Consider the following 19,584-nt stretch of genomic DNA (forward strand, 5'->3'; position numbering starts at 1 on the left):
CCTCACTCCGCGACCAGCTCCGGGTACTCCGGGAACCACATCTCGCGCCCCACGCGCTCCGCGATCTCGTCGTCCGTGAGCGGCTCGCACGCTCCCTCGTCCCGAGCCCCACGCGCGACGGCTTCGGCGATCGCCCGCGCGATCTGCCGCAGCTCGCGCTGGGGCGGGTACAGCTCACCTTCGGCCAGATCCGCGGCGCCGACGCAGGTCGCCAAGGTCTCGGCGGCGCGCAGGAACATCGCGTCCGACACCCGACGCGCGCCGCACGCCAGGATGCCCAGGCCGACCCCCGGGAACACGAACACGTTGTTCGCCTGCGCGATGCGCCGGCTCTTGCCCTCGACCGTCACCGGCGGGAACGGGCTGCCGGTAGCTACCAGCGCGCGGCCCTCCGACCAGCGCAGCACGTCCTCGGGCCTCGCCTCGCACTTCGAGGTGGGGTTCGAGAGCGGCAAGATCATCGGACGCTCGCAGGTCCGCGCCATCTCGCGCACCACGCTCTCGGTGAACAGTCCGGGGGTGGCCGAGGCGCCGATCAGCACCGTGGGTCGCAGCGCCCGAACGACCTCGAGCAGGCTCTTGCTCCGCTCCGCGTCCAGCCCCGCAGCCTCGGCCTCCTGCTCCGACCAGGCCACGCTGCGCTTGTACTCGTCGCGTAGGTTCCGGCCTTCGACGACCAGGCCACAGCTGTCGAGCACGGCGACCGGCGCGTGCTTCGCGCCCGGCTGCGGGCCGGCGCGCTCGAACGCCGCGATCAACTGCCGTGCGGTGCCGACCCCGGCGGCGCCGGCGCCCAGGATCACGATGCGCTGCTGCGCCAGGGTCTCGCGCTTGGCGCGGCACGCAGCCAGGACACCCGCCATCACGACCGCAGCGGTGCCTTCGATGTCGTCGTTGAAGGAGGGCAGCCGATCGCGGTAGCGCTCCATCAACAGAAAGGCGTTGCCCTTCTTGAAGTCCTCCCACTGAAGGACGGCGCTCGGCATCTCGGCGCGGATGGCCGCGACCAGCTCCTCGACGAGCTCGAGGTAAGGCTCGCCGCGCAGCCGGGGCTGCCGGAACCCCAGGTACTGTGGATCGCGGAGCAGGCTCTGGTTGTCCGTACCCACGTCCAGGCTCATGGGCAAGACCTGGGAAGGGTGGATCCCCGCCGCTACGGTGTAGAGCGCGAGCTTGCCGATGGGGATGCCCATGCCACCGGCGCCCAGGTCGCCGAGGCCCAGGATGCGCTCGTTGTCGGTGAGCACGATCAGCCGCACGTCACCCGTGGCGGCGTTCGAGAGCACCTGCCGCACGCGGCCCTTGTGCTCCGGAGTGATCCACACGCCGCGACCCCGCCGAAACAGCCGGCTGTAGTGCTGGCACGCCTGCCCGACCGTGGGCGTGTACACGACCGGCAGGAGCTCCTCCAGGTTCTCCAGCACCACGCGGTGGAAGAGCGTCTCGTTGCGGTCCTGGAGCGAGGTCAGGAACACGTAGCGCTGAAGGGCCTCCGTCTTGTTGCGTGCGTTGTCGATGGCGCGCAGCACCTGCTGGCCGACGCTCGAGACGGCGTGCGGGAACAGCCCCTCGAGCTGGAACGTGCGCCGCTCTTCCGCGGAGAAGGCGCTGCCTTTGTTCAAGAGCCCATGCGCGATCAGCGCGCGGCCCCGCAGGCTGGTGTGCGCCCGCCACTTGCCGCGCGCGTCGCGCTCGAATCGGACCTCGGAGCTCATGCGTCTTGTTTGCCCTCTGCTCCGTCGAGCAGCTCCGAGACCGTCACCGTCCGGAGCCCTCGGTCTTCCAGCTCTTCCAGCAGCCGCGGCAGGATCTCCACGCTCGCTGGCTCGAAATCGTCTCGCTCCGCCGAATCGTGCAACAGCACGATGGCGCCGTCGACGAGCTTCTCCTCGATGCGCCGGTAGACCACGTCGGCGTCCGCCGGCCCCAGACCATCCATGCCCCGCGCCGACCAGGCGATGACCCGCACGCCGGCCCGCTTGGCTCCGGCCGCCGTGCGCGAGCTCAGGTAGCCGACCGGCGGCCGGAACAGGCCGGGACGGGTGCCGACGGCCTGTTCGACCGCCTGCTGCGTGCGGGCGATGTCGTCGGCCACGTACTTCGGGGGTTTCAGTGAGTACAGTCGGTCGTGGGCGAAGCCGTGCAGGCCGAGCTCGTGCCCCGCCTCGTGGATCTCGCGGACCACGTCGGCGTGCGCGAGCGCCTTCCTGCCCACCACGAAGAACGTGGCCCGGTGTCCCCCCCGCTCCAGGATCTGGAGGACCTTACGGGTCGTCCGCGGGTTCGGCCCGTCGTCGAAGGTCAGGGCCACGGCCTTCTGGCCGGGCTCGCCCCGCCACTCGACGTCGCCGTACATCTCGAGCTGAGGCCAGAGCACCCCCACCGTGCAGAGCGCGGCGTAGGACAAAAATGCACATACCGCGACCCAGGTCGGCAGCGGCTCGACGAGCAGCGTGCGCCCGAGCAGCGCGAGCCCGCCGATGCTCGCGACCCACAACACGATTCGAGCGGGGGGCATGACCTCAGTGCTTCGTGGCCTTCTGCGCGGCTTCCGCTTCCGCCTCTTCTTCTTCCAGCGCTTCGTCGAGCGCTGCGCGCGGGGGCGCCTCCGCCGCGCCGTCGCCGGCGACGCGCTTCTTCTCCGCCGGAGCCGGCGGCTCCCCGGTGTTGTCGAGCTCGTAGAACAGCGCGAGCGCCGTCGAGATCAGCGGCAAGCTCGCGAGGGGCAGCTGACCCACGGTGCCCCGGCCCAGCTCTCCCAGATCGAGGCTCACGTTCAGCCATTTGCGGATCGCGAACATGGCCGCCGCCCCGATCAGCGCGCCGACCCCGGCCTTGAGCCCCGCCTCGATGCGCGCGTCCCGCTCCCAGATGGCCCGGCCCGCGAACAGGCCCGTCAGCGCGCCCGAGAGCACCGCCGCGACGTAGGCGGCCCAGGCCGCGAACACCGGCATGCCCAGGCCGAAGACCACCAGAGCGCCCAGCGCTCCGCCGACCACGACGCCTTTGACCAGACCGAACAACGCGCGCTTCAGCACGGTGGCGATAAGGTTCCCCTCGCGAGGTCGGCCGTCAAGCACGAGGCCGATTGCGGGCTATGGTAGGCCCCCTCCGTGCTCTTCAACACCCTCGCCTACGCGAAGTTCTTCGCCCTCGTGTTCGTGGTGGCGTGGGTGATCGCCAGCCGTCGTTGGGTGTTGCTCCTGCCGTGGTTCGCGCTGGGCGCCTACGCGCTGTCGCGGCCGCTCACGCCCACGAGCCTGGGCATCTCGGCCAGCGCCTTCGCGCTGACCTTCGCGCTCTGCCGCCGCGAGCAGCACGACGCCGTGCCGCCGGCGCGGGTCGCCGCCGTTGCCGTGCTGGTCAACTTCGCGGCGCTCTGCTGGCTCACCTTCCGGGACTTCGGCCGCGATCCGCTGACCTTGGGCCTGGCCACCATCGGTCTGCCGGTACCGAAGCTGTCGACCCTGAGCGTGGCTGGCGCGCTCGTCGCCCCCGTCCTCTTGTTCGCGCTGGTCCGCGCCAAGAAGGTGCGGCTCCTGTTCATCCTGGGCGCGAGCTACGTCTTCTACGCGCACTGGGATTGGCGCTTCTTGCCGCTGATCTGGGGCTCGTCGACCGTGGACTGGCTGCTCGGCCACGCCATCGCGCGCGCCAGGACCGAGCGCGCCCGGAAGCTATGGCTGATCGGCACGGTGATCCTGAACCTGGGCGTGCTCGGCGTCTTCAAGTACTTCAACTTCGGCATCGATACCGCCAGCGCCGTGCTCGCCCAGGTCGGCGTCCAGGTGCCGGAGGTGGCGCTGCGCATCGCGCTCCCGGTCGGGGTCAGCTTCTTCACCTTCGAGTCGATGAGCTACGTCATCGACGTCTATAGGCGCCATATCGAGCCGCAGAAGAGCTACGTCGAGTACCTGGCGTTCGTGGCCTTTTTCCCCCACCTGGTGGCGGGGCCCATCGTGCGCCCGCGCGACCTCTTGCCACAGCTCGCCGGCCCCGCGCGCTGGAACGTCGCCGAGGGAAGCGAGGCCCTGTTCCTGATCGCGACCGGCCTGCTGAAGAAGATCGCCATCGGCGACTACCTCGCGCTGAACCTGGTCGATCGGGTGTTCGACGCTCCGATCCAGTACTCCGCGCTCGAGTGTTACGCCGCCGTGCTGGGCTACGCGGTGCAGATCTACTGCGACTTCTCCGGCTACACCGACATCGCCATCGGCTCGGCGCTCCTGCTCGGCGTGCGCTTCCCGCTGAACTTCGACTCGCCCTACAAGGCGCCGAACATCCAGGACTTCTGGCGCCGCTGGCACATCTCGCTCTCCACCTGGCTGCGCGACTACCTGTACGTACCGCTGGGCGGCAATCGCAAGGGCGAGGTCCGCACGTACGTGAACCTGATGCTCACCATGCTGCTCGGCGGCCTCTGGCACGGCGCGAGCTGGACCTTCGTGGTTTGGGGCGGCATCCACGGCGCCGCGCTGGCGGTGACGCGGGCCTACACCGAGTGGCGCGGGCGCCTCGACGTCCCCAAGCGGAGCGCACCGTGGGTACACGCGCTGTCGGTGTTGGGCACCTTCCACCTGGTCTGCGCGGCCTGGATCTTCTTCCGCGCGGAGACCTTCGCCAAGGCGGCCACGGTGTTCACCCAGCTCGGCACGCTCACCAGCTATCACCCCAACCTGCCGGCGCCCGTGGTGGGCATGCTCGCCCTGGGCCTGGTCTCGCACTGGACGCCGGAACGCGCGTACCAGCGCGCCCGGCGGATCTTCTGCGAAATGCCGGCGCCGGCCCAGGGAATGGCGCTGTTCTGCGTGGGCCTCGCGCTTTCTGCCATGGCCACGGCGGACGCGGTACCCTTCGTCTACTTCCAGTTCTGAGCCATGTCCGAAGACGCCGACGAGACCCCTAGCGAGCCGCCGCCCGAGCAGCGGAAGAAGCGCAAGAAGAAGAAGCGACCGCCCGAGCCCGTCGCCAGCGCCCCAGCGCGCCCAGAGCTCGACGCCGCCGGTCGCGAGCGCCCGCGCTTCTTGCTCTCGTTCCCCAGCGATCCCGACCTGGATCGCCTGGTCGAAGCGTTCGAGCGCGGTGACTTCGCCACGGTACGCGCCGACGCACCAGCGCTGGCCGAACGCACGGAAGATGAACGCGTGCGCGACGCCGCCCTCGAGCTGCGCCGGCGAATCGATCCGGATCCTCTGATCAAGTACCTGCTCCTGGCCTCGGCCGTCCTCCTGTTCGTCCTGGTGATGCATGCGTACACGCACAAGCCTTGAGCTCGTGGCCGCCGCGAGCCTCGCCTGCGCCTGCGGCGGCGGCCCGGTCGCGCAGAACGACAGCAAGCTCGGGCCCACGAAGCCCGCCATCACCGACGTCGAGCGCTACATGCCGCTGAAGGCCGACACGGTCTACGCCTTCGAGACGTTGATCGAGAACAGCGGCGAGAAGGGCGTGCTCATGATGCACGTCGAGCGCCCGCGCCCGAACCAAGCGGTGCTCACCGTGGGCGGAAAGGCCCAGCGCCTGGACCTCGAGAAGCAGGGCATCCGCCTGGCCAACGGCGGCTGGCTGCTCAAGGCTCCGCTCGCCGTCGCCGCGCACTTCAAGGGCCAGTTCGGCGAGGTCGTGGTGCGCAGCATCGACGCCTCTGTCGAGGTCCCCGCGGGGCGCTTCTCGGGCTGCGTCGAGACCATCGAGGAGAGCCCGGCGGTCAAGAAGCGCGTGGTCACGGTGTTCTGCCCGGACATCGGCATCGTCTCCCTCGACGCCGAGGGCAGCGTGGGCGACGACTACGGGCACGAACGCGCCGTGCTGCGCTCCTACGGCCCGCGCGTGGACATCAACTCGCTGCCGCCCGAGAAGTAGAAGCGATCAGGCCCGAGCCACCACTCCGCCGCCGTTGGTCTTGGCGGCGCGCTTGGCCTCGGCGTGGGTGACCTCGCCGTACACCAGACCGCCGTGCACGATGGTCGGGCTGAGCCCGGGAGCCAGCGGGCTCGGCGTGATCTCGCTCGAAGGGAACATCTGCACGAAGCCCGGCGCGCGGTTCACGCGATCGACCAGCGTCTTCTCGAGGATCATCGAGGTGTACTGCGTCGCGCCCAACTCCGGCGTGTTCGCGTTCAGGATCACGTCCAGGTCCTGGAGCCGCGCCGTGCGCGCCAGGCCGGCGATGCGGCTCTCGTGCGGCGTCCAGTTGTCGGCGGCGGTCCCGTTCTCGCTGCAGCCCCACACACCGTCCGGAGTGTTGAAGAACAGGGTTTGGTTGCCGCTGGTGTGGCCCGGCGTGCGCAAGAGCATCACGCCGTCCCCGAGCTGGAGGTCGCCGTCGGTGAGCACCACCCGGTCGGTGCGAACGCCCGTCTTGCCGTCGGCGACGAACCAGGCGCGCTGCATCGGGTGCAGGTCGTCCCAGTCGTCCCACTCCGGGCGCGGCGCCAGGAGCTTCGCGTTGGGGAAGCGCGTCGGGTGCGCGGCGTCCGTGGTGCCGAGCAGGCTGCGCAGGTCCTGGGTGTGGAAGTGGTCGAATGCGACGTAGTCCACCGACTCGCGCGTGACGCCCAGGGCCGAGAGCTGGCGCTCCAGCGGGTCGAAGCGTTTCGAGAGCAGGTTGAAGGCGATGTAGTCGCCGACCTGCCGGATGGTGCGCTCGAAGAACGGTGTCTTGCGCGCCGCCACGTCGTCGGTGGGGTTGAAGAGCAGCGTCTTGAGCTCGCCGCGCTGCAGGAACTGCACGAGCAGGCAGCGATGCGTCATGATCACGTAGGGCGCCGGCGAGAGCGGCGCGCTCCAGAACGCGTACTTGGTCGGGTAGCCGAGCGTGGTGATGGGCAGCGAGCGCACGCTGACCACCCGCGGGCCGCGCACCACGCGCTCGCGCAGGCCTTCGGCGGCCTTGCGCACCGCGCGCAGCTTCGGCCCGTGGCCGCTGACCTGCCAGGCCTGATCCAGATCAGCGAGCGGGACGAGCTCGTCTGCGCGGCCGAACCCCTCGCGTGTCACGATCTCCGAACCTGTCATCGTTCCCTCCGGCCGAGTGCTTAACGCCGCCGGGGCGGCGTGTCATCCGTGCCGGACCCCGAAGCTCGCTCAGGTCCCGGCGTCCAGGTCACCGAGGATGATGGTCACCGTCACGGTCTCGAGGCACTTGTCGGGATCCTCTTTTGCGCCGAGATCCTTCACGATCGTGTCGTAGCCAGTCGCGGTGAGCGTGACCTTGGCCGCGCCCTGCGTCCAAAGCTCGCAGTCGATCTGGCTCACGTCTTTGCCCGCGTCACCGCCGTCGGGGGCGTCGGTGTGGCAGAGCACGTTCTCCTGCCCCGTGTCCCCTTGGTCCAGCCGGTAGCTCTCGACCCCGGCGCCGTACTTCACCTCCAGCATGGTGTCCGGGGGCAGCGGACCGGACGCTGCACGCAAGGTCAGCCGGAACGCTGGAACGACCTTGCACTGCTTCGAATCGGGGCCGCCGTCCTCGGAGCAAGCTGCGGCGAGCAGGGCTGTCGAGCACAGCGCCGCCGCCAAGAGCCCGGTCCGCCGGAAGCAAGTCATCGCGAAGTGTCGCGTGATCTAGGCCGAGACGGCTGTCTTCGCAAGCAGGCAGGCATCGCCGGTCATTCTCGTGGGTATTCGCTGCTCCCGTCGATCGCGATCCGATCGTGCCGGGCAAGTCGACCTAGTCCGGGATGGTCAGCTCCTGCCCCGGGCGAATCGGCGTCTTCTTGTCGATTCCGTTGGCCTCGCAGATGGCGTCCACGCCGCTGCCGTAGCGCTGGGCGATGCCGCTCAAGGTCTGACCGCTCTCGACCACGTGAACGCGCTTCTTGCCGTTCTTCTTGGTGCCGTTGTCGCTCTCGCCGTTCGCCTTGGCGGTCTTGGCCGCCGCGCTGCCGCCCTTGCAGCAGCGGAAGCCGATGGAGTAGTCGCGGTACTTCGTGCTGTGAGCCTTGGTGACGTACTCGCAGCCCTTGCCGTTGATCTCGTTGTCCAGGTAGTACCCGCCCCGGAACGTTCCGCCTCCGTCGGCGGTCCACTCGTGGAGGTTGCCGACCATGTCGAAGGCGCCCGCGCTGGTCTTGCAGCGCTTGAACTGCCCGGTACGCGCCACGCTGCCCGGGATCTGGTTCAGCCGAGGGTCGTTCATCGCCTCGATGCCGAACACCTCGAGTCCCTCCGCTTTGCCGTGAATCGCGCGCAGCGGCGACACGCCCTTGTCGTTGCAGCGCCCCGCCTCGTGCTCGTCCCCGTAAGGGTACTGGCTCGGGGTCTTGCCGCGACACGCCGCGAGCCACTCGTCGTCCGAGCACAGGCGCTTGCCCGCGGCCTCGCACGCCGCCGCGGCCTGCTCCTGGCTCAGGTGAGCCTGCGGCACCACCCCGCGTCGCGAGCGCGCCAGGAGGCGCGTGTCCGCCGGCGCCGTGTGATACGGCGAGTGGCGCCGGAGCGTGCGCCCGCGCACGTCCACCACGTCCACGCTGGCCTCGAAGGCGTCGATGCAGAAGCGCCCGCCGATGCTGACCATCCCCGCCGGGCAGGCGGGCTTCTTCGGACCGGCCTCGGCGGCCGGCAGGAGCGCGAGCAGCCCCAGCGCGGCGAGAGCGCCTGCCGCGAGGCGGCGCACGGCTGACGGTCCCGGCGTCGGCATGGCCCGGGCCCTTCGCTAGCACGGAAGCCCCGCCACGCACGAAATCCGCACCAAGCCGGCGCCTCCGACCTGGTCTAACCTGGACCCCGCATGCCGCACCGCCTCCTGACCTTGGCCGCCCTGCTGACCGCGTGCACCGGCTCCCAGCCCCCGCCCACCGCGGAGCCCGCCCCGCCGCCGCCCTCGGCGCCCGCGACCGCCGCCGCGGCTCCAGCGCCGACCGCCAGCGTCGAGCCGGCCGCGACCGGACCCGTGAGCTGCGGCGAGCTCGGCTGTCGCGCCTTCGACAGCGTCGAGCAGGCCTTCGCCGCCGTGCTGGAGAAGAAGCCGCTGATCTTGGGCATCGGCGAGGCGCACGCGCAGAAGGGCACGGAGAGCGTCACCTCCACCACCAAGCGCTTCACCGACGAGCTGCTCCCCGCCCTGAAGGGCAAGGCCAGCTTCCTCGCCGTCGAGCTGATGCTGCCGAACCCCAAGTGCCAGAAGGAGACGAAGCAGGTCCAGAAGCAGCAGAAGCCGGTGACCGAGCCGCAAGCCGAGAGCAACCAGAACGAGTACGTCGTGCTCGGCAAGCGCGCGAAGGAGCTCGGCATCGTCCCGGACCTCTTGCGCCCGAGCTGCGAGGACCTGACGCGCATCACCCAGGCCGGTGCCGGCGACATCGGCGTGATGCTCGAGACCATCGCCAAGCTGACCCGCGAGGTCTCCCTCGCCGAGGTCGAGCGCAACAAGAAGGCCGGCAAGGACCTCCTGGTCGTCGCCTACGGCGGCGCCTTGCACAACGACGCCGCGCCCCGCGCCGGGCGCGAGGCCTGGAGCTACGGCCCCGAGCTCGCCAAGGCCACCGGCGATCGCTACGTCGAGCTCGACCTGATCGTGCCCGAGTACATCAAGGACACCGAGACCTGGACCAGCCTGCCCTGGGTGAAGCACTACGACAAGGCGAAGCTCGGCAAGAAGGTCGTGCTCTTCAGCCCCAGCCCGAGCTCGTTCGTGCTGGTGTTCCCGGCGTCGCCCCAGCAGTGAGCGAGCGCCGTCAGAAACGCCCGACCACGCCGAGCCCGAGCGTGCGCGGCGAGGCGACGGGAGTCACGCGCAGCGCCGCCTGGTTCTTCGGCGCCGGCTTCCACAAGAGAAAGGTCGCGACGGTGGCCGCGGCGCCCACGCCTGCGCCGATGAAGCCGGCGAGCGCCAGGTTCGCCTGCTGGTTGCGCTGGTCGGTCAGGCTCTCGAGCCGGCCGCAGTAGTCCTGCTCCTGTTCGGACAGGCTCGCTTTGGCGCAGACGTTCCCGGATCCGGAGGCCTTCGTCAGCTCCGCGTCCGCCGCGTCGATCTCGTCCTGGCTCTTCCCCTTCTGGATCGTGAAGAAGATGCCTGCGCCGAGCGCCACCGCGGTGAACGCCGCCTCGCCGATCAAGACGATGGTGCGCGTCGAGCTGGGCTTCGCGCTGTCCAGGCTCGCGCTGGTCGAGCCGCCGGCGGCGCTCTCGCCCGGCGCTGGTTCCGCCGCCGCCGCCGGTCCTGCCGCCGCGGTCTTCTCGGGCAAGTCGATGGTCAGCTCCCTGGACTCCCCCTCGTCGAGCTCGATCTCGCGGCGGTAGGGCTGGCGGCCCGGCGCCCTCGCGGTGATCACGAGCTTGCCCGGGTTCTGCGGCACCACCTTGCCGATCAGCGCTGCCTTGACCGGCACCCCGTCGAGCTCGATCACGACGCCGTCCACCTTCGCCGGCAGCTCGAGCTTGATGCCGGCGACGCGCTTCTTCACGCCTTCGCGCGCGGGGCCCAGGAGCTCGGATACGTCCGGCGCCTTGGCTCCGAGGCGCAGCATCTCCTCGGCGCGGTCGTATTCGACCAGGGCTTCGACCAGCTTGTGCTGATTCTCGAGGCAGAAACCCAGGTGATAGCGCAGGCCGGGCGTCTCCTTGATGGCGATGGCCTCGCGCAGCTTGGCCTCGGCCTCCGCCCACCTCTTGTCCTTCTCGAGCTCGGTGGCGTCGGCGAAGGCCTTGCGCGCCACGGCCACCTCCGCGGCGGTGGGCTCCGCGAGCGCGGTCCCCGCCAGGCAAGCGGCGAGGGCGACGGCCGTGAGCGCGAACTGACAGCGGCGAGCTCTGTTCACCAATCGTTCCCCGGGGTGACGGGAGTCTCCCAAAAACACCGCTGCCGTGTCGAAGAAAAATCGCGCAACCCACGACGGCCCGTGCCCGAAGGGCGCGCGCTCATCGCAAAAGCCGGAGGACTTCGCATGGCTCGTATCATCGGCGCCCTGGCGCTCGCCCTGACCCTCGTAGCTGGCTGCGCATTCGAGGATTTCGACTCCAAGGACACGGGCTCCACCGGGGGCGCCGCTGGCTCCAGCGGCGCGAGCGGCGGTTGGAAGGCCGCGGGCGGTGGCGCGGGGACCGGAAGCATCGGCTCGACGGGCGGCGGCAGCGGAAAGACGCCCGCGGGCCTGGCCTGCGCCAATCCCGGAGACTGCGCGAGCGGCCTTTGCTTCGACGGCGTGTGCTGCCAGTCCGAGTGCTCGGGTACCTGCGAGAGCTGCAATCTCCCCGGGAGCGCCGGGACTTGTCAGCCGCACCCGGCCGGTAGCGACCCCGACTCCGAGTGCCTGGACTCGCAGCAGACATCGACCGGATCTTGCGCCGGGCGCTGCGACGGCAATCGCGCCTGCAAGATGCCCAGCGCCGAGACGCACTGCGGCCCCAACGCCTGTTCGGGCGACAAGCAGGTGGCGGAGGTGTGCAATGGCCAGGGCGCGTGCGTGACCACCGAGAAGGGCTGCGCTCCGTTCACCTGCGACAACGGTGCTTGCGTCACGACCTGCACCAGTGACGCACACTGCGCCGACCCGAAGACCTGGTGCAAGCAAGGCTCCTGCGCCAACAAGTTCGGCCCCGGCGTGCCGTGCACCGCCGACAGTCAGTGCGATACGGACCATTGCGTGGACGGCGTCTGCTGCGATAGCTCGAGCTGCCCCGCCCCGTTCTCTTGCTCCACCGGGACTTGCGCCTGCGGGAATACCCCGTGCGCGCCCGGCATGGCCTGCGTCCCCTGGTACGAGGACACCGACGGCGACGGCTTCGGGGACAAGACCAAGAGCATCCTCTCGTGCGCGTACGGCAGCGGGAGCGTGATCATCGGCGGCAAGAAGTACGCGATCAACGGCGACGACTGCTTCGACGGAAACAAGAACGTCTTCCCCGGGCAGACCGCCTTCTTCGGCACGCACCGAGGCGACGGCAGCTTCGACTACGACTGCAACGGCAGCGACGAGAAGAAGTACGCGACCGTCTCCTCGCCGGTGTGTCGCGACTGCCACGGCTACGGCTCGTCGTCGGCAGCTTGCTCGTTGACCTGCGGCACGCTGGGGCTCGCGAGCATGGGCGTCACCTGCAACCTCCCGGGCAACTGCGGCGGACCGAAGGACACGACCGTGTTCGCCGTGGACGTGGCCTGCGGCGGAGCGGCCGACCTGAAGAGCTGCAACGACTGCCACCCGAGCTACATCATTCCCGAAAGCGTGGGACTGACGCAGCAGACCTGCCGCTGATCCACGAGCGAATCTTCCCCGCGATTGCACGTCCAACCCGAGAGGCTCATCCTGTCCATGTCGTCGATGCCCCGCGTAATCCGCTTCGCCCCGCTCGCTCTGGTCCTGGTCGCGCTGGCCTGCGCCGGCTCCGAAGAGGACGCGGACACCACGACCAGCGGCGGAAGCGCAGGCCTCCCGAGCGGCGGCAGCGGTGGCTCCGGCGCGAGCTCCGGCAGCGGCGGCGCGAGCTCCGGCGGCAAGAGCGGCGCCTCCGGCTCCGGCGGCGGCTCGACGCTGGCGGAGAACGGCGCGGCGTGCAGCGCGAGCGCCGACTGCAAGAGCACCTGGTGCGTGGACGGCGTGTGCTGCGACGGCAACTGCACCGGGGCCTGCCGCTCCTGCAAGAGCTCCGGCAAGGTGGGCACCTGCACGCTCGCCGTCGCGGGCACGGATCCCGAGGCGGAGTGCGGCGACGGCACGAGCGCCTGCTCCGGCACCTGCGACGGCGCCGGCGCGTGCGCGTACCCGGGCGCGGAGAAGCTCTGCGGCGCGACGAGCTGTCAGAACGGCAAGCAGTCCGCCGACAGCTGCGACGGCGCCGGCGCGTGCGTCACCGCGGAGAAGGACTGCGGCCTGTTCATCTGCGCCGGCAGCGCCTGCCTCGGTAGCTGCCAGAACGACTCCGACTGCGTCCCGACGGCTTTCTGCAACACGTCGTCCGGCAAGTGCGAGGCCAAGAAGGACGACGGCAAGGTCTGCGCGCAGCCGAACGAATGTACCAGCGGCGTGTGCGTCAGCGGCGTCTGCTGCAACACCGCCTGCGACGCGCCGTCCGCGTGCTGGACGGGCCAGTGCCTGTGCGACAAGACGGCCTGCGCGACCGGCGAGAAGTGCACGACCTGGTACGCCGACGTGGACGGCGACGGCTTCGGCGACAAGACCAAGACCAAGCTGGGCTGCGAGACCACCGGCCCGAACGACGGCGCCACCTACGCCAAGAACGGCGACGACTGCTTCGACACCAACCCGAACGCGAAGCCCGGCCAGACCGCCTACTTCACCGCCGACCGCGGTGACGGCAGCTACGACTACAACTGCAACCTGGCCAAGGAGCTCCAGTACCCGGACGTCACGGGCCTGACCTGCGGCGACTGCGGGCTGAAGATCGACTCGATCTGCTACTCGTGCGGCGTGTTCCCGGGCATCAACACCTACGGTTTCGGCTGCAACGCCACGAACAAATGCAGCTTCACCGGCGCCAAGTCCGGCTACAAGCAGAGCGTGGACTGCGGGCAGCTCGGCCTGCTCTACTCCTGCGAACAGTGTTCGGCCACGACCAACACCGGCGTTTCGACCAAGCAAGGCTGCCGCTAGCTGCCGCTGGCAGCCGTTGGCTACCGCTAGCTACCGCTGGCTGCCGCTGGCTGCCGCTGGCCCCCGCCAGCCCGCGAAATTCCTAGCAACCGTCCGGAGCGCGCACCCGATAGCGGGTTCTACGGAGGCGTCGCGTGGGACTCGGTGGAACTTGCCAACAAGGCCCGGCTGAGCGATTGAATGACCCGACCCCGATGAGCGAGGAGCGCCGCCCGCCCGTCCCGGCCCCGCTGGCCCCATCAGCCGACCCTGCCTTCGGAGGCGACACGCCCCGCGAGGGCACGCCCGCCTTCGGCGACACGCCAGTGGACGGCTCGCCGGCGTTCGGCGACACACCCATCGGGGGCTCGCCGGCTTTCGGTCACGACACCGACGAGATCCTCGTGTCGGTGGCAGGAGAGCCCCCCTTCGCCGGCCCCACCCCGGATCACGCCAGTGAATACGTCCCGCCGCGCGAGCTCCCCAAGCCCGTCGAGCACAAGACGATCGAGAACATCCCCGTCCGCATCGCGCCCGAGGCGGACCCCCGCCGCGCGCAGACCCAGAAGGCGATGCGCGTGCTCGAGCGCGAGGAGGCCCAGCGCCACCTGATGCTGATGGGCGTGGACGCCGCGGCCGCTACCTCGAGCGTGCGCCCATCTTCCGCGTCCTTCTCGGACGCCGAGTCGTCCAAGAGCCGCGCCGGCCTGCTCATCGGCGGCGCCATCGTGTTCTTGGTCCTGGTCGCCGTCGGCTTCATCGTGGTCAACATCGTCCGAGGCGACCCCGAGGCGGCCGCGCCGAGCGCCGCGCCCGCGACCGCCGCCGCGCCGGCGCCCGCGCCCACCCCCAAGCCCGCGCCTGCGCCGCTGCGCGTGCCCGAGCCTTCCCCCGAGCCCACGTCGAGCGCCCGGCCCGCAAAGCTCAGGCCGCCAGACAGCGAAGGCATGGACCCGCCGGAGGCTCCGATCAAGCGCAAGCCGAAGCCCGTCGTCGAGCAGCCGAAGCCGATCAACGAGTGACGCCCCCTCCGCGGCGCTCGCGTCGCGGGACTCCCGGCTCGCCGCGCGCTCGAAGCCGATCGACGAGTGACGCTCGCGTCGTCGGGTCCTGCGTCGCCGCGCGCGCTCGAAGCCGATCAACGAGTGACGCCCGCTCCCCGCTCGCGCTTTGCCGGGTCCTGCTTCGCCGCGCGCGCTCGAGGCGCCGCGCACCCGAAATAGTGCGCAACTGGGATCCGCCCACGACCGAAGGAGCGCCGTTCACCACAACGGAGGCCTCTTCCATGATTCGCATCAAGTCCCCTCTCTCGTTCGCCCTGGCGTTAGCCCTGTCCATCAACGCGGGTTGCGCCGCTGACGAGTTCGAAACGAAAGACGAGGCCGGCGACGGCGGCGCGGCCGGAGCCGCTGGCAACTCGTCAGGCGGCTCCCAGGCCACGGGCGGCGCGAGCGGCGCGAGCTCCGGCGGAGGCGCCGACAGCGGCGCTGGTGCCGGCGGATCGGGCGGCGCGAGCGGCAGCTCGAGCGGGGGCGCAAGCGGCAGCTCCACCGGCGGGACCGGCAGCGGCAAGACGCCCGCGGGCTCCGCTTGCAGCGCCGACGCCGACTGCGCCACCGGTTTCTGCACCGACGGCGTGTGCTGCCAGTCCGACTGCTCCGGCCCCTGCGAGAGCTGCAACCAGCCGGGCAACGCGGGCTCCTGCCAGCCCCACGCGGACGGCACCGACCCCGACCAGGACTGCCTGGACTCGGCGAAGGGCACCGGGGCGTGCGCCGGCGCGTGCGACGGCAGCGGCGCCTGCAAGATGCCCGGGACCGAGACGACCTGCGGCCAGACGACCTGCGTGAGCGGCAAGCAGACCGGCAGCGCGTGCAACGGCAAGGGCGAGTGCCTCGTCGCGCAGACGTCCTGCGCGCCCTTCACCTGCAGCGGCAGCGTGTGCGCGACCAAGTGTGACACCGACGCGCAGTGCGCCAACGCCGGCTCCTACTGCAAGGCCGGCGCCTGCGTGCCGAAGCAAGCGCTGGGCGCGGCGTGCACCGCCAGCAACCAGTGCACGAGCAACGCCTGCGTGGACGGGTCCTGCTGCGCGAGCGCGAGCTGCGGCCCGAGCTTCTCGTGCTCGAGCGGCACCTGCCAGTGCAACGGCGTGACCTGCGCCGCCGGCGACCAGTGCGTGCTCTGGTACGAGGACGGCGACGGAGACGGCTTCGGCGACAAGACCAAGCCCATGCTCGGCTGTTCCAGCAAGGCCCCGGTGGTCAGCGGCAAGACCTTCGTGAAGAACGCCGACGACTGCTTCGACGCCAACAAGAACGCCTTCCCCGGCCAGACCCAGTTCTTCCCGCTCCACCGCGGCGACAACAGCTACGACTACGACTGCAACGGCACGGAGCAGAAGAAGCACCCGACCATCACCAACCCGTCGTGCCGCGACTGCCACGGCTACGGCTCCAGCACGGCCGCGTGTTCCCTCACTTGCGGCACGCTGGGGCTGCAGAGCATGGGCCTCAGCTGCAACCTGCCGAACAACTGCGGCGGACCGAAGGACACCTTCGCCTACGGCGTCGAAGTCGGCTGCGGCGGGACGGGGAACCTGTTCACCTGCTCGACGCTCTGCTCCTCCGGCACCATCGGACTGGGCCCAACGCAGCAGAACTGCCGCTGAGCTCGCCGCCGAGCGGCGGGACGCGGGCGGCGCCGACGCCTGCCCGCGTCCGCCCCGGCGATCCGCCGATCACCGCCCGGCGCTCGGCTTGACCGCACCGCCCAATGTGACCATGCTCGTGACCATGAGGCCGAGCGTGGTCAAGGCGGGCGAGTTCAAGGCCAAGTGCCTCGAGCTCATGGACCGAGTGGCGGCTACCGGGCGCCCAATCGTGATCACCAAGCGTGGCACGCCGGTCGCGCGGCTCGTCGCCGCCACCACCCGGCCGCCTACTCTCTTCGGCTTCATGAGCGGGCGCATCCAGGTCGTGGGCGACATCGTCGCCCCCATCGACGCTCGCTGGGACGCGGAGCGCTGACGCAAGACGGCGATGCTCCTCGACACCCATGTGCTCGTCTGGCTCGCCGCCGGAGACGACCACCTCGGCCCTCGTGCAAAGCGCGCCATCGACCGCGCGTTTGCCCCCGCGGGATCGAGCGTCGCGGTGTCTGCCTTCAGCTACTGGGAGATCGAGACGCTGATCTCCAGGAAGCGCCTGCGTGGACTCCGCTCCGCGGATGCGCTCCGGGACGAAGCAGCCAAGCTTGGCCTGGTCGAAATCGAGGTGGACAGCGACATCGCCATCGGCGCGGCCCGCCTGCGCGGCTTCCACGGTGACCCCGCCGATCGCATCATCGTCGCGACAGCCCAAGCCCACCGCGCGACGCTCGTCACGGCCGACGAGACGCTGCTCGACTGGGGCTCCTCGCTGCGCACGCTCGACGCCAAGACCTGACGCCGGCTTGCTCCCGAGCGCGCCGTCAATCCCAGATCACCGCGACCAGATCGCCGTCCTGAACGCGCTCGTCGGCGCTGATCAGCGGGCGCCCCGTCGCGCGCGCTGCGGCGACGATCATGCGGTCGAACGGGTCATCCAGGCCGGAGAGGAGCGAAGACTCGGTTGGCGCGGCAAGCGCCCAGGCGTATGCGCCTGGTCCCCCGGAGGTCCCGCCCCGGCGATCGCCGAGTGACGCGCGCGCAGCTTCGGGCCACACTGTGCGCTCCGAGGGAGGACCACATGACCGTGCCCGCGTTCCTGACCGAGCGAGCCGAGCTCGCCCGACTCGACGCTCACTTCGTCCGAGTCCTGCGCGATCTGCACGCACACCCGCCACCCCGCCTGGGCCGCGCCGCGCGCCGCGCCCGCGCCGCCCACCTGGAGCGCCTCGACGCCTACCGCCGGCGCGCCGAGTTCCCCAAGAATCGCCGCTTCCCTGGCCGCATGCTGCCGCACTTCATCGACGAAGGCGGGATCCGCTGCGCCATGGCGCACCTGATGGACGCCACGGGCGCCGCGACCCGTGACTTCGTGCAGCACGTCGCTCGCTCCGCCAATTACGCGCGCATCCGAGACCTCGCCGGCGTGCCCGAGCTCGTCGCTTGGCTCGACGCGAACGGCCTCACCGTGGAAGAGGCCGCTCGCATCCAGCCCACGTATTGCGGCACTCCGGCCAACGCCTGCGTGTGTGCGACCGCCATCTACAACGGGATGCTCAAGGGCACGCCCAGCACGCTGGCCGACGGCGGCACAGGCCTGTCGGTCTCCGCGATCTTCGGCCCGGTGAAGAACGTCAGCGTCAACGACGTCGTCCCTCTCCTCGGCGCCGGCGGCCTCGGACCCACCGACACGGTCTACGCGCTCTGGATCCCCAGCACCGGGCCGGCGACGGTCCGGTTCGTCGCCTCGGCCGGCTCAACGACCGTCCCGATCCCGCTCAGCGCCTGCTCCGCCTCCGAGATCTCATCGGTCCCCGGGCCCCTGCCGGTGCCAACGCTGGACCAGGCAATGTCGGCTGCGACGCTCGCCGCGTGTGAGCAAGTGCTCGCTCAGTACGACGCGAAGTGGGGTCAGATCCAGGGCGGCCCAGAGTGCTTCGGCAGCGGCGGCACCGGCGGCAGCGCCGGAGGCACCGGCGCCGGCGGCAACGGCACCGGCGGCACGGGCGGCGCGACCGCCGGCGCGGGCGGCTCGTCGGCCGGCACCGGCGGATCGAGCTCCAGCAGTGGCGGCAGCGGCGGCGCCCGCGAGGACTCCAGCGACGGCTGCAGCTGCAGCGTCCTCGGGCACACCGAGGCCGGCGCCGAGGCAGCTATCGCGATCACGGCCGCAGCGATCCTGCTGCACGGCGCACGCCGGCGCGCGCGCTGGAGCGCCAGAGCCGCCAGAGCCGCCTGAGCCGCCTGAGCCGCCTGAGCCCGGCGCCCGCGCCTGCCACTTCAATATGCGACCCGCGCGCCCGCAACCTCACCGGAACTTGCCAGCACGGTCGCCCTGAGGGATTTTGCCACCGCCCGGCCCATGCAGCTCCGCGTCCGTACCCCCCTGCTTCTCGCCGCCGCCCTCGTCGCGTCGAGCCCGGCCTTCGCTCAATCCCCCGTCGAGACCCCGACCGCCGACTCCCCCGACGAAGCTTCCAAGCTCTTCAAGAAAGGCAACGAAGCCTACAAGCTGAAGAAGTGGGACGAGGCCGCCGCCGCGTTCAAGGAAGCGTGGGCGCTGAAGCAGAGCTACGACATCGCCGGAAACCTAGGTGACGTCGAGGTCTACCTGGGGAAGTACCGGGATGCGGCCGAGCATTTGGAGTTCAGCTTGCGCAACTGGCCCGCGGGGCAAGAGGCGAGCAAGAAGCGCACGCAAGAGCGGTTCGCGGAAGCGAAGAAGAGCGTGGGAACGCTCTCGCTCAAGGTGAGCGAAGGCGCCGAGATCACCGTCAACGGCAAGACCGTCGGCAAGTCCCCGCTGCCGGGACCGGTGTTCATCGAGCCGGGAGCGGCGACGATCGAGGCGAAGATCGGCGAGAAGTCGGCGAAGAAGACGATCGCGATGGATGTGGGCGAGGCGCGCGAGATCGAGCTCACGATCGAAGGCGAGGCGGCGGCGGTGGGGCCGGAGGTTCCTCCGGGTGAAAGCGGAAGCGCCAGCGCGGGTGGAAGCGCGACCGCGGACGTCAAACCGCCGAGCGGTTCCAACGTGCGGACCATCGGCATGATCGCGTCGGGAGCGGTCGCGGTGATCGGCCTCGGTGTCGGCGTCGGCTTCTACATGGCGAAGCAGTCGGCGAAGGATGACGCCGAGGGATACAAGGCGGATGCGGTGAAGCAGTTAGGATCCGGCGGCTGTCCGAAGACCGGCAAGACCGGAGTCTGCGCGGACCTTGCCGACGCGAACGACAGCGTGAAGAGCAACGGTACAATCTCGACGATTGGTTTCATCGGAGCAGGCGTGGGCGCTGCAGCCTTCGTGGCCTTCATGCTGATGCCGGGCAGCAAGCAGGGCACGGCCATTCATCCGATCTTGGATCAGCACACCGCTGGCCTCGGTGCATACGGGCGCTTCTGAGAATCGAAGGG

Annotated in this window: 19 protein-coding genes; 12 read left to right on the forward strand and 7 right to left on the reverse strand. The window is 70.3% G+C overall.

Features of this window, described 5'->3' with window-relative positions; translation table 11 throughout:
- Positions 1 to 2 precede the first annotated feature (2 nt).
- The 3 genes from HS104_02130 to HS104_02140 are packed head-to-tail and all read right to left on the reverse strand — an operon-like array spanning position 3 to position 3,038.
- A complete protein-coding gene (locus tag HS104_02130) occupies positions 3 to 1,715 on the reverse strand; it encodes an NAD-dependent malic enzyme (GenBank protein MBE7478775.1) in 1,713 nt (570 codons plus the stop codon).
- Positions 1,712 to 2,518 (reverse strand): polysaccharide deacetylase family protein, encoded by an 807-nt coding sequence (locus HS104_02135; protein ID MBE7478776.1) that lies wholly within the window; start codon positions 2,516 to 2,518, stop codon positions 1,712 to 1,714. The genes HS104_02130 and HS104_02135 overlap by 4 nt, the downstream gene beginning before the upstream one ends.
- Before the next feature lie 4 nt (positions 2,519 to 2,522).
- The gene (locus HS104_02140; protein MBE7478777.1) at positions 2,523 to 3,038 is read right to left on the reverse strand and encodes a hypothetical protein; all 516 of its coding nucleotides are present in this window, start codon (positions 3,036 to 3,038) and stop codon (positions 2,523 to 2,525) included.
- 420 nt (positions 3,039 to 3,458) lie between these two features.
- Between HS104_02140 and HS104_02145 the strand changes: the two genes are divergently transcribed.
- Genes HS104_02145 through HS104_02155 form a run of 3 tightly spaced genes read left to right on the forward strand, consistent with a single transcriptional unit; the run spans position 3,459 to position 5,859 of the window.
- Positions 3,459 to 4,874 (forward strand): MBOAT family protein, encoded by a 1,416-nt coding sequence (locus HS104_02145; GenBank protein MBE7478778.1) that lies wholly within the window; start codon positions 3,459 to 3,461, stop codon positions 4,872 to 4,874.
- A gap of 3 nt (positions 4,875 to 4,877) precedes the next feature.
- Positions 4,878 to 5,270 (forward strand): hypothetical protein, encoded by a 393-nt coding sequence (locus tag HS104_02150; GenBank protein ID MBE7478779.1) that lies wholly within the window; start codon positions 4,878 to 4,880, stop codon positions 5,268 to 5,270.
- 4 nt (positions 5,271 to 5,274) lie between these two features.
- Complete coding sequence (locus tag HS104_02155) at positions 5,275 to 5,859, forward strand: hypothetical protein (protein ID MBE7478780.1); 585 nt, start codon at positions 5,275 to 5,277, stop codon at positions 5,857 to 5,859.
- A gap of 6 nt (positions 5,860 to 5,865) precedes the next feature.
- Here the strand turns inward: HS104_02155 and HS104_02160 are convergent, their stop codons facing one another.
- From HS104_02160 to HS104_02170, 3 genes are all read right to left on the reverse strand, one after another.
- Positions 5,866 to 7,014 carry a hypothetical protein gene (locus tag HS104_02160; protein ID MBE7478781.1) on the reverse strand — a complete coding sequence of 383 codons (1,149 nt, stop codon included), beginning with the start codon at positions 7,012 to 7,014 and terminating at the stop codon, positions 5,866 to 5,868.
- A gap of 69 nt (positions 7,015 to 7,083) precedes the next feature.
- The gene (locus tag HS104_02165) at positions 7,084 to 7,542 is read right to left on the reverse strand and encodes a hypothetical protein (GenBank protein ID MBE7478782.1); all 459 of its coding nucleotides are present in this window, start codon (positions 7,540 to 7,542) and stop codon (positions 7,084 to 7,086) included.
- A 124-nt stretch (positions 7,543 to 7,666) separates the two neighbouring features.
- A complete protein-coding gene (locus HS104_02170; GenBank protein MBE7478783.1) occupies positions 7,667 to 8,635 on the reverse strand; it encodes an SUMF1/EgtB/PvdO family nonheme iron enzyme in 969 nt (322 codons plus the stop codon).
- A gap of 252 nt (positions 8,636 to 8,887) precedes the next feature.
- On the opposite strand from HS104_02170, the gene HS104_02175 reads away from it, so the two are divergent.
- On the forward strand, positions 8,888 to 9,661 hold the full coding sequence (locus HS104_02175) for a hypothetical protein (protein MBE7478784.1): 774 nt from the start codon (positions 8,888 to 8,890) through the stop codon (positions 9,659 to 9,661).
- Positions 9,662 to 9,671: 10 nt separating this feature from the next.
- Here the strand turns inward: HS104_02175 and HS104_02180 are convergent, their stop codons facing one another.
- Positions 9,672 to 10,754 (reverse strand): hypothetical protein, encoded by a 1,083-nt coding sequence (locus HS104_02180; GenBank protein ID MBE7478785.1) that lies wholly within the window; start codon positions 10,752 to 10,754, stop codon positions 9,672 to 9,674.
- Between the two features lie 126 nt (positions 10,755 to 10,880).
- Between HS104_02180 and HS104_02185 the strand changes: the two genes are divergently transcribed.
- The 8 genes from HS104_02185 (at position 10,881) to HS104_02220 (ending at position 19,573) form a co-directional block, all read left to right on the forward strand.
- The gene (locus HS104_02185) at positions 10,881 to 12,188 is read left to right on the forward strand and encodes a hypothetical protein (GenBank protein MBE7478786.1); all 1,308 of its coding nucleotides are present in this window, start codon (positions 10,881 to 10,883) and stop codon (positions 12,186 to 12,188) included.
- Between the two features lie 57 nt (positions 12,189 to 12,245).
- Positions 12,246 to 13,544, forward strand: a complete 1,299-nt coding sequence (locus HS104_02190) for a hypothetical protein (protein MBE7478787.1) — start codon at positions 12,246 to 12,248, stop codon at positions 13,542 to 13,544.
- 194 nt (positions 13,545 to 13,738) lie between these two features.
- The gene (locus HS104_02195) at positions 13,739 to 14,545 is read left to right on the forward strand and encodes a hypothetical protein (GenBank protein MBE7478788.1); all 807 of its coding nucleotides are present in this window, start codon (positions 13,739 to 13,741) and stop codon (positions 14,543 to 14,545) included.
- Between the two features lie 263 nt (positions 14,546 to 14,808).
- Positions 14,809 to 16,194 carry a hypothetical protein gene (locus HS104_02200; protein ID MBE7478789.1) on the forward strand — a complete coding sequence of 462 codons (1,386 nt, stop codon included), beginning with the start codon at positions 14,809 to 14,811 and terminating at the stop codon, positions 16,192 to 16,194.
- Positions 16,195 to 16,306: 112 nt separating this feature from the next.
- Positions 16,307 to 16,552 (forward strand): type II toxin-antitoxin system Phd/YefM family antitoxin, encoded by a 246-nt coding sequence (locus HS104_02205; GenBank protein ID MBE7478790.1) that lies wholly within the window; start codon positions 16,307 to 16,309, stop codon positions 16,550 to 16,552.
- Positions 16,553 to 16,564: 12 nt separating this feature from the next.
- The gene (locus HS104_02210; protein MBE7478791.1) at positions 16,565 to 16,969 is read left to right on the forward strand and encodes a type II toxin-antitoxin system VapC family toxin; all 405 of its coding nucleotides are present in this window, start codon (positions 16,565 to 16,567) and stop codon (positions 16,967 to 16,969) included.
- A gap of 282 nt (positions 16,970 to 17,251) precedes the next feature.
- Complete coding sequence (locus HS104_02215; GenBank protein ID MBE7478792.1) at positions 17,252 to 18,409, forward strand: hypothetical protein; 1,158 nt, start codon at positions 17,252 to 17,254, stop codon at positions 18,407 to 18,409.
- A 123-nt stretch (positions 18,410 to 18,532) separates the two neighbouring features.
- Positions 18,533 to 19,573, forward strand: a complete 1,041-nt coding sequence (locus HS104_02220; protein ID MBE7478793.1) for a hypothetical protein — start codon at positions 18,533 to 18,535, stop codon at positions 19,571 to 19,573.
- Positions 19,574 to 19,584 lie beyond the last annotated feature (11 nt).

It is taken from the genome of Polyangiaceae bacterium, assembly GCA_015075635.1.
Classification (GTDB): Bacteria; Myxococcota_A; Polyangia; order Polyangiales; family Polyangiaceae; genus JADJKB01.

Excerpts from the sequence above, each read along its gene's own strand:
- HS104_02130 (MBE7478775.1), bottom strand. The coding sequence starts at position 1,715 with ATGAGCTCCGAGGTCCGATTCGAGCGCGACGCGCGCGGCAAGTGGCGG.
- HS104_02135 (MBE7478776.1), bottom strand. The coding sequence starts at position 2,518 with ATGCCCCCCGCTCGAATCGTGTTGTGGGTCGCGAGCATCGGCGGGCTC.
- HS104_02150 (MBE7478779.1), top strand. The coding sequence starts at position 4,878 with ATGTCCGAAGACGCCGACGAGACCCCTAGCGAGCCGCCGCCCGAGCAG.
- HS104_02160 (MBE7478781.1), bottom strand. The coding sequence starts at position 7,014 with ATGACAGGTTCGGAGATCGTGACACGCGAGGGGTTCGGCCGCGCAGAC.
- HS104_02165 (MBE7478782.1), bottom strand. The coding sequence starts at position 7,542 with ATGACTTGCTTCCGGCGGACCGGGCTCTTGGCGGCGGCGCTGTGCTCG.
- HS104_02170 (MBE7478783.1), bottom strand. The coding sequence starts at position 8,635 with ATGCCGACGCCGGGACCGTCAGCCGTGCGCCGCCTCGCGGCAGGCGCT.
- HS104_02185 (MBE7478786.1), top strand. The coding sequence starts at position 10,881 with ATGGCTCGTATCATCGGCGCCCTGGCGCTCGCCCTGACCCTCGTAGCT.
- HS104_02190 (MBE7478787.1), top strand. The coding sequence starts at position 12,246 with ATGTCGTCGATGCCCCGCGTAATCCGCTTCGCCCCGCTCGCTCTGGTC.
- HS104_02195 (MBE7478788.1), top strand. The coding sequence starts at position 13,739 with ATGAGCGAGGAGCGCCGCCCGCCCGTCCCGGCCCCGCTGGCCCCATCA.
- HS104_02200 (MBE7478789.1), top strand. The coding sequence starts at position 14,809 with ATGATTCGCATCAAGTCCCCTCTCTCGTTCGCCCTGGCGTTAGCCCTG.
- HS104_02205 (MBE7478790.1), top strand. The coding sequence starts at position 16,307 with ATGCTCGTGACCATGAGGCCGAGCGTGGTCAAGGCGGGCGAGTTCAAG.
- HS104_02210 (MBE7478791.1), top strand. The coding sequence starts at position 16,565 with ATGCTCCTCGACACCCATGTGCTCGTCTGGCTCGCCGCCGGAGACGAC.
- HS104_02215 (MBE7478792.1), top strand. The coding sequence starts at position 17,252 with ATGACCGTGCCCGCGTTCCTGACCGAGCGAGCCGAGCTCGCCCGACTC.
- HS104_02220 (MBE7478793.1), top strand. The coding sequence starts at position 18,533 with ATGCAGCTCCGCGTCCGTACCCCCCTGCTTCTCGCCGCCGCCCTCGTC.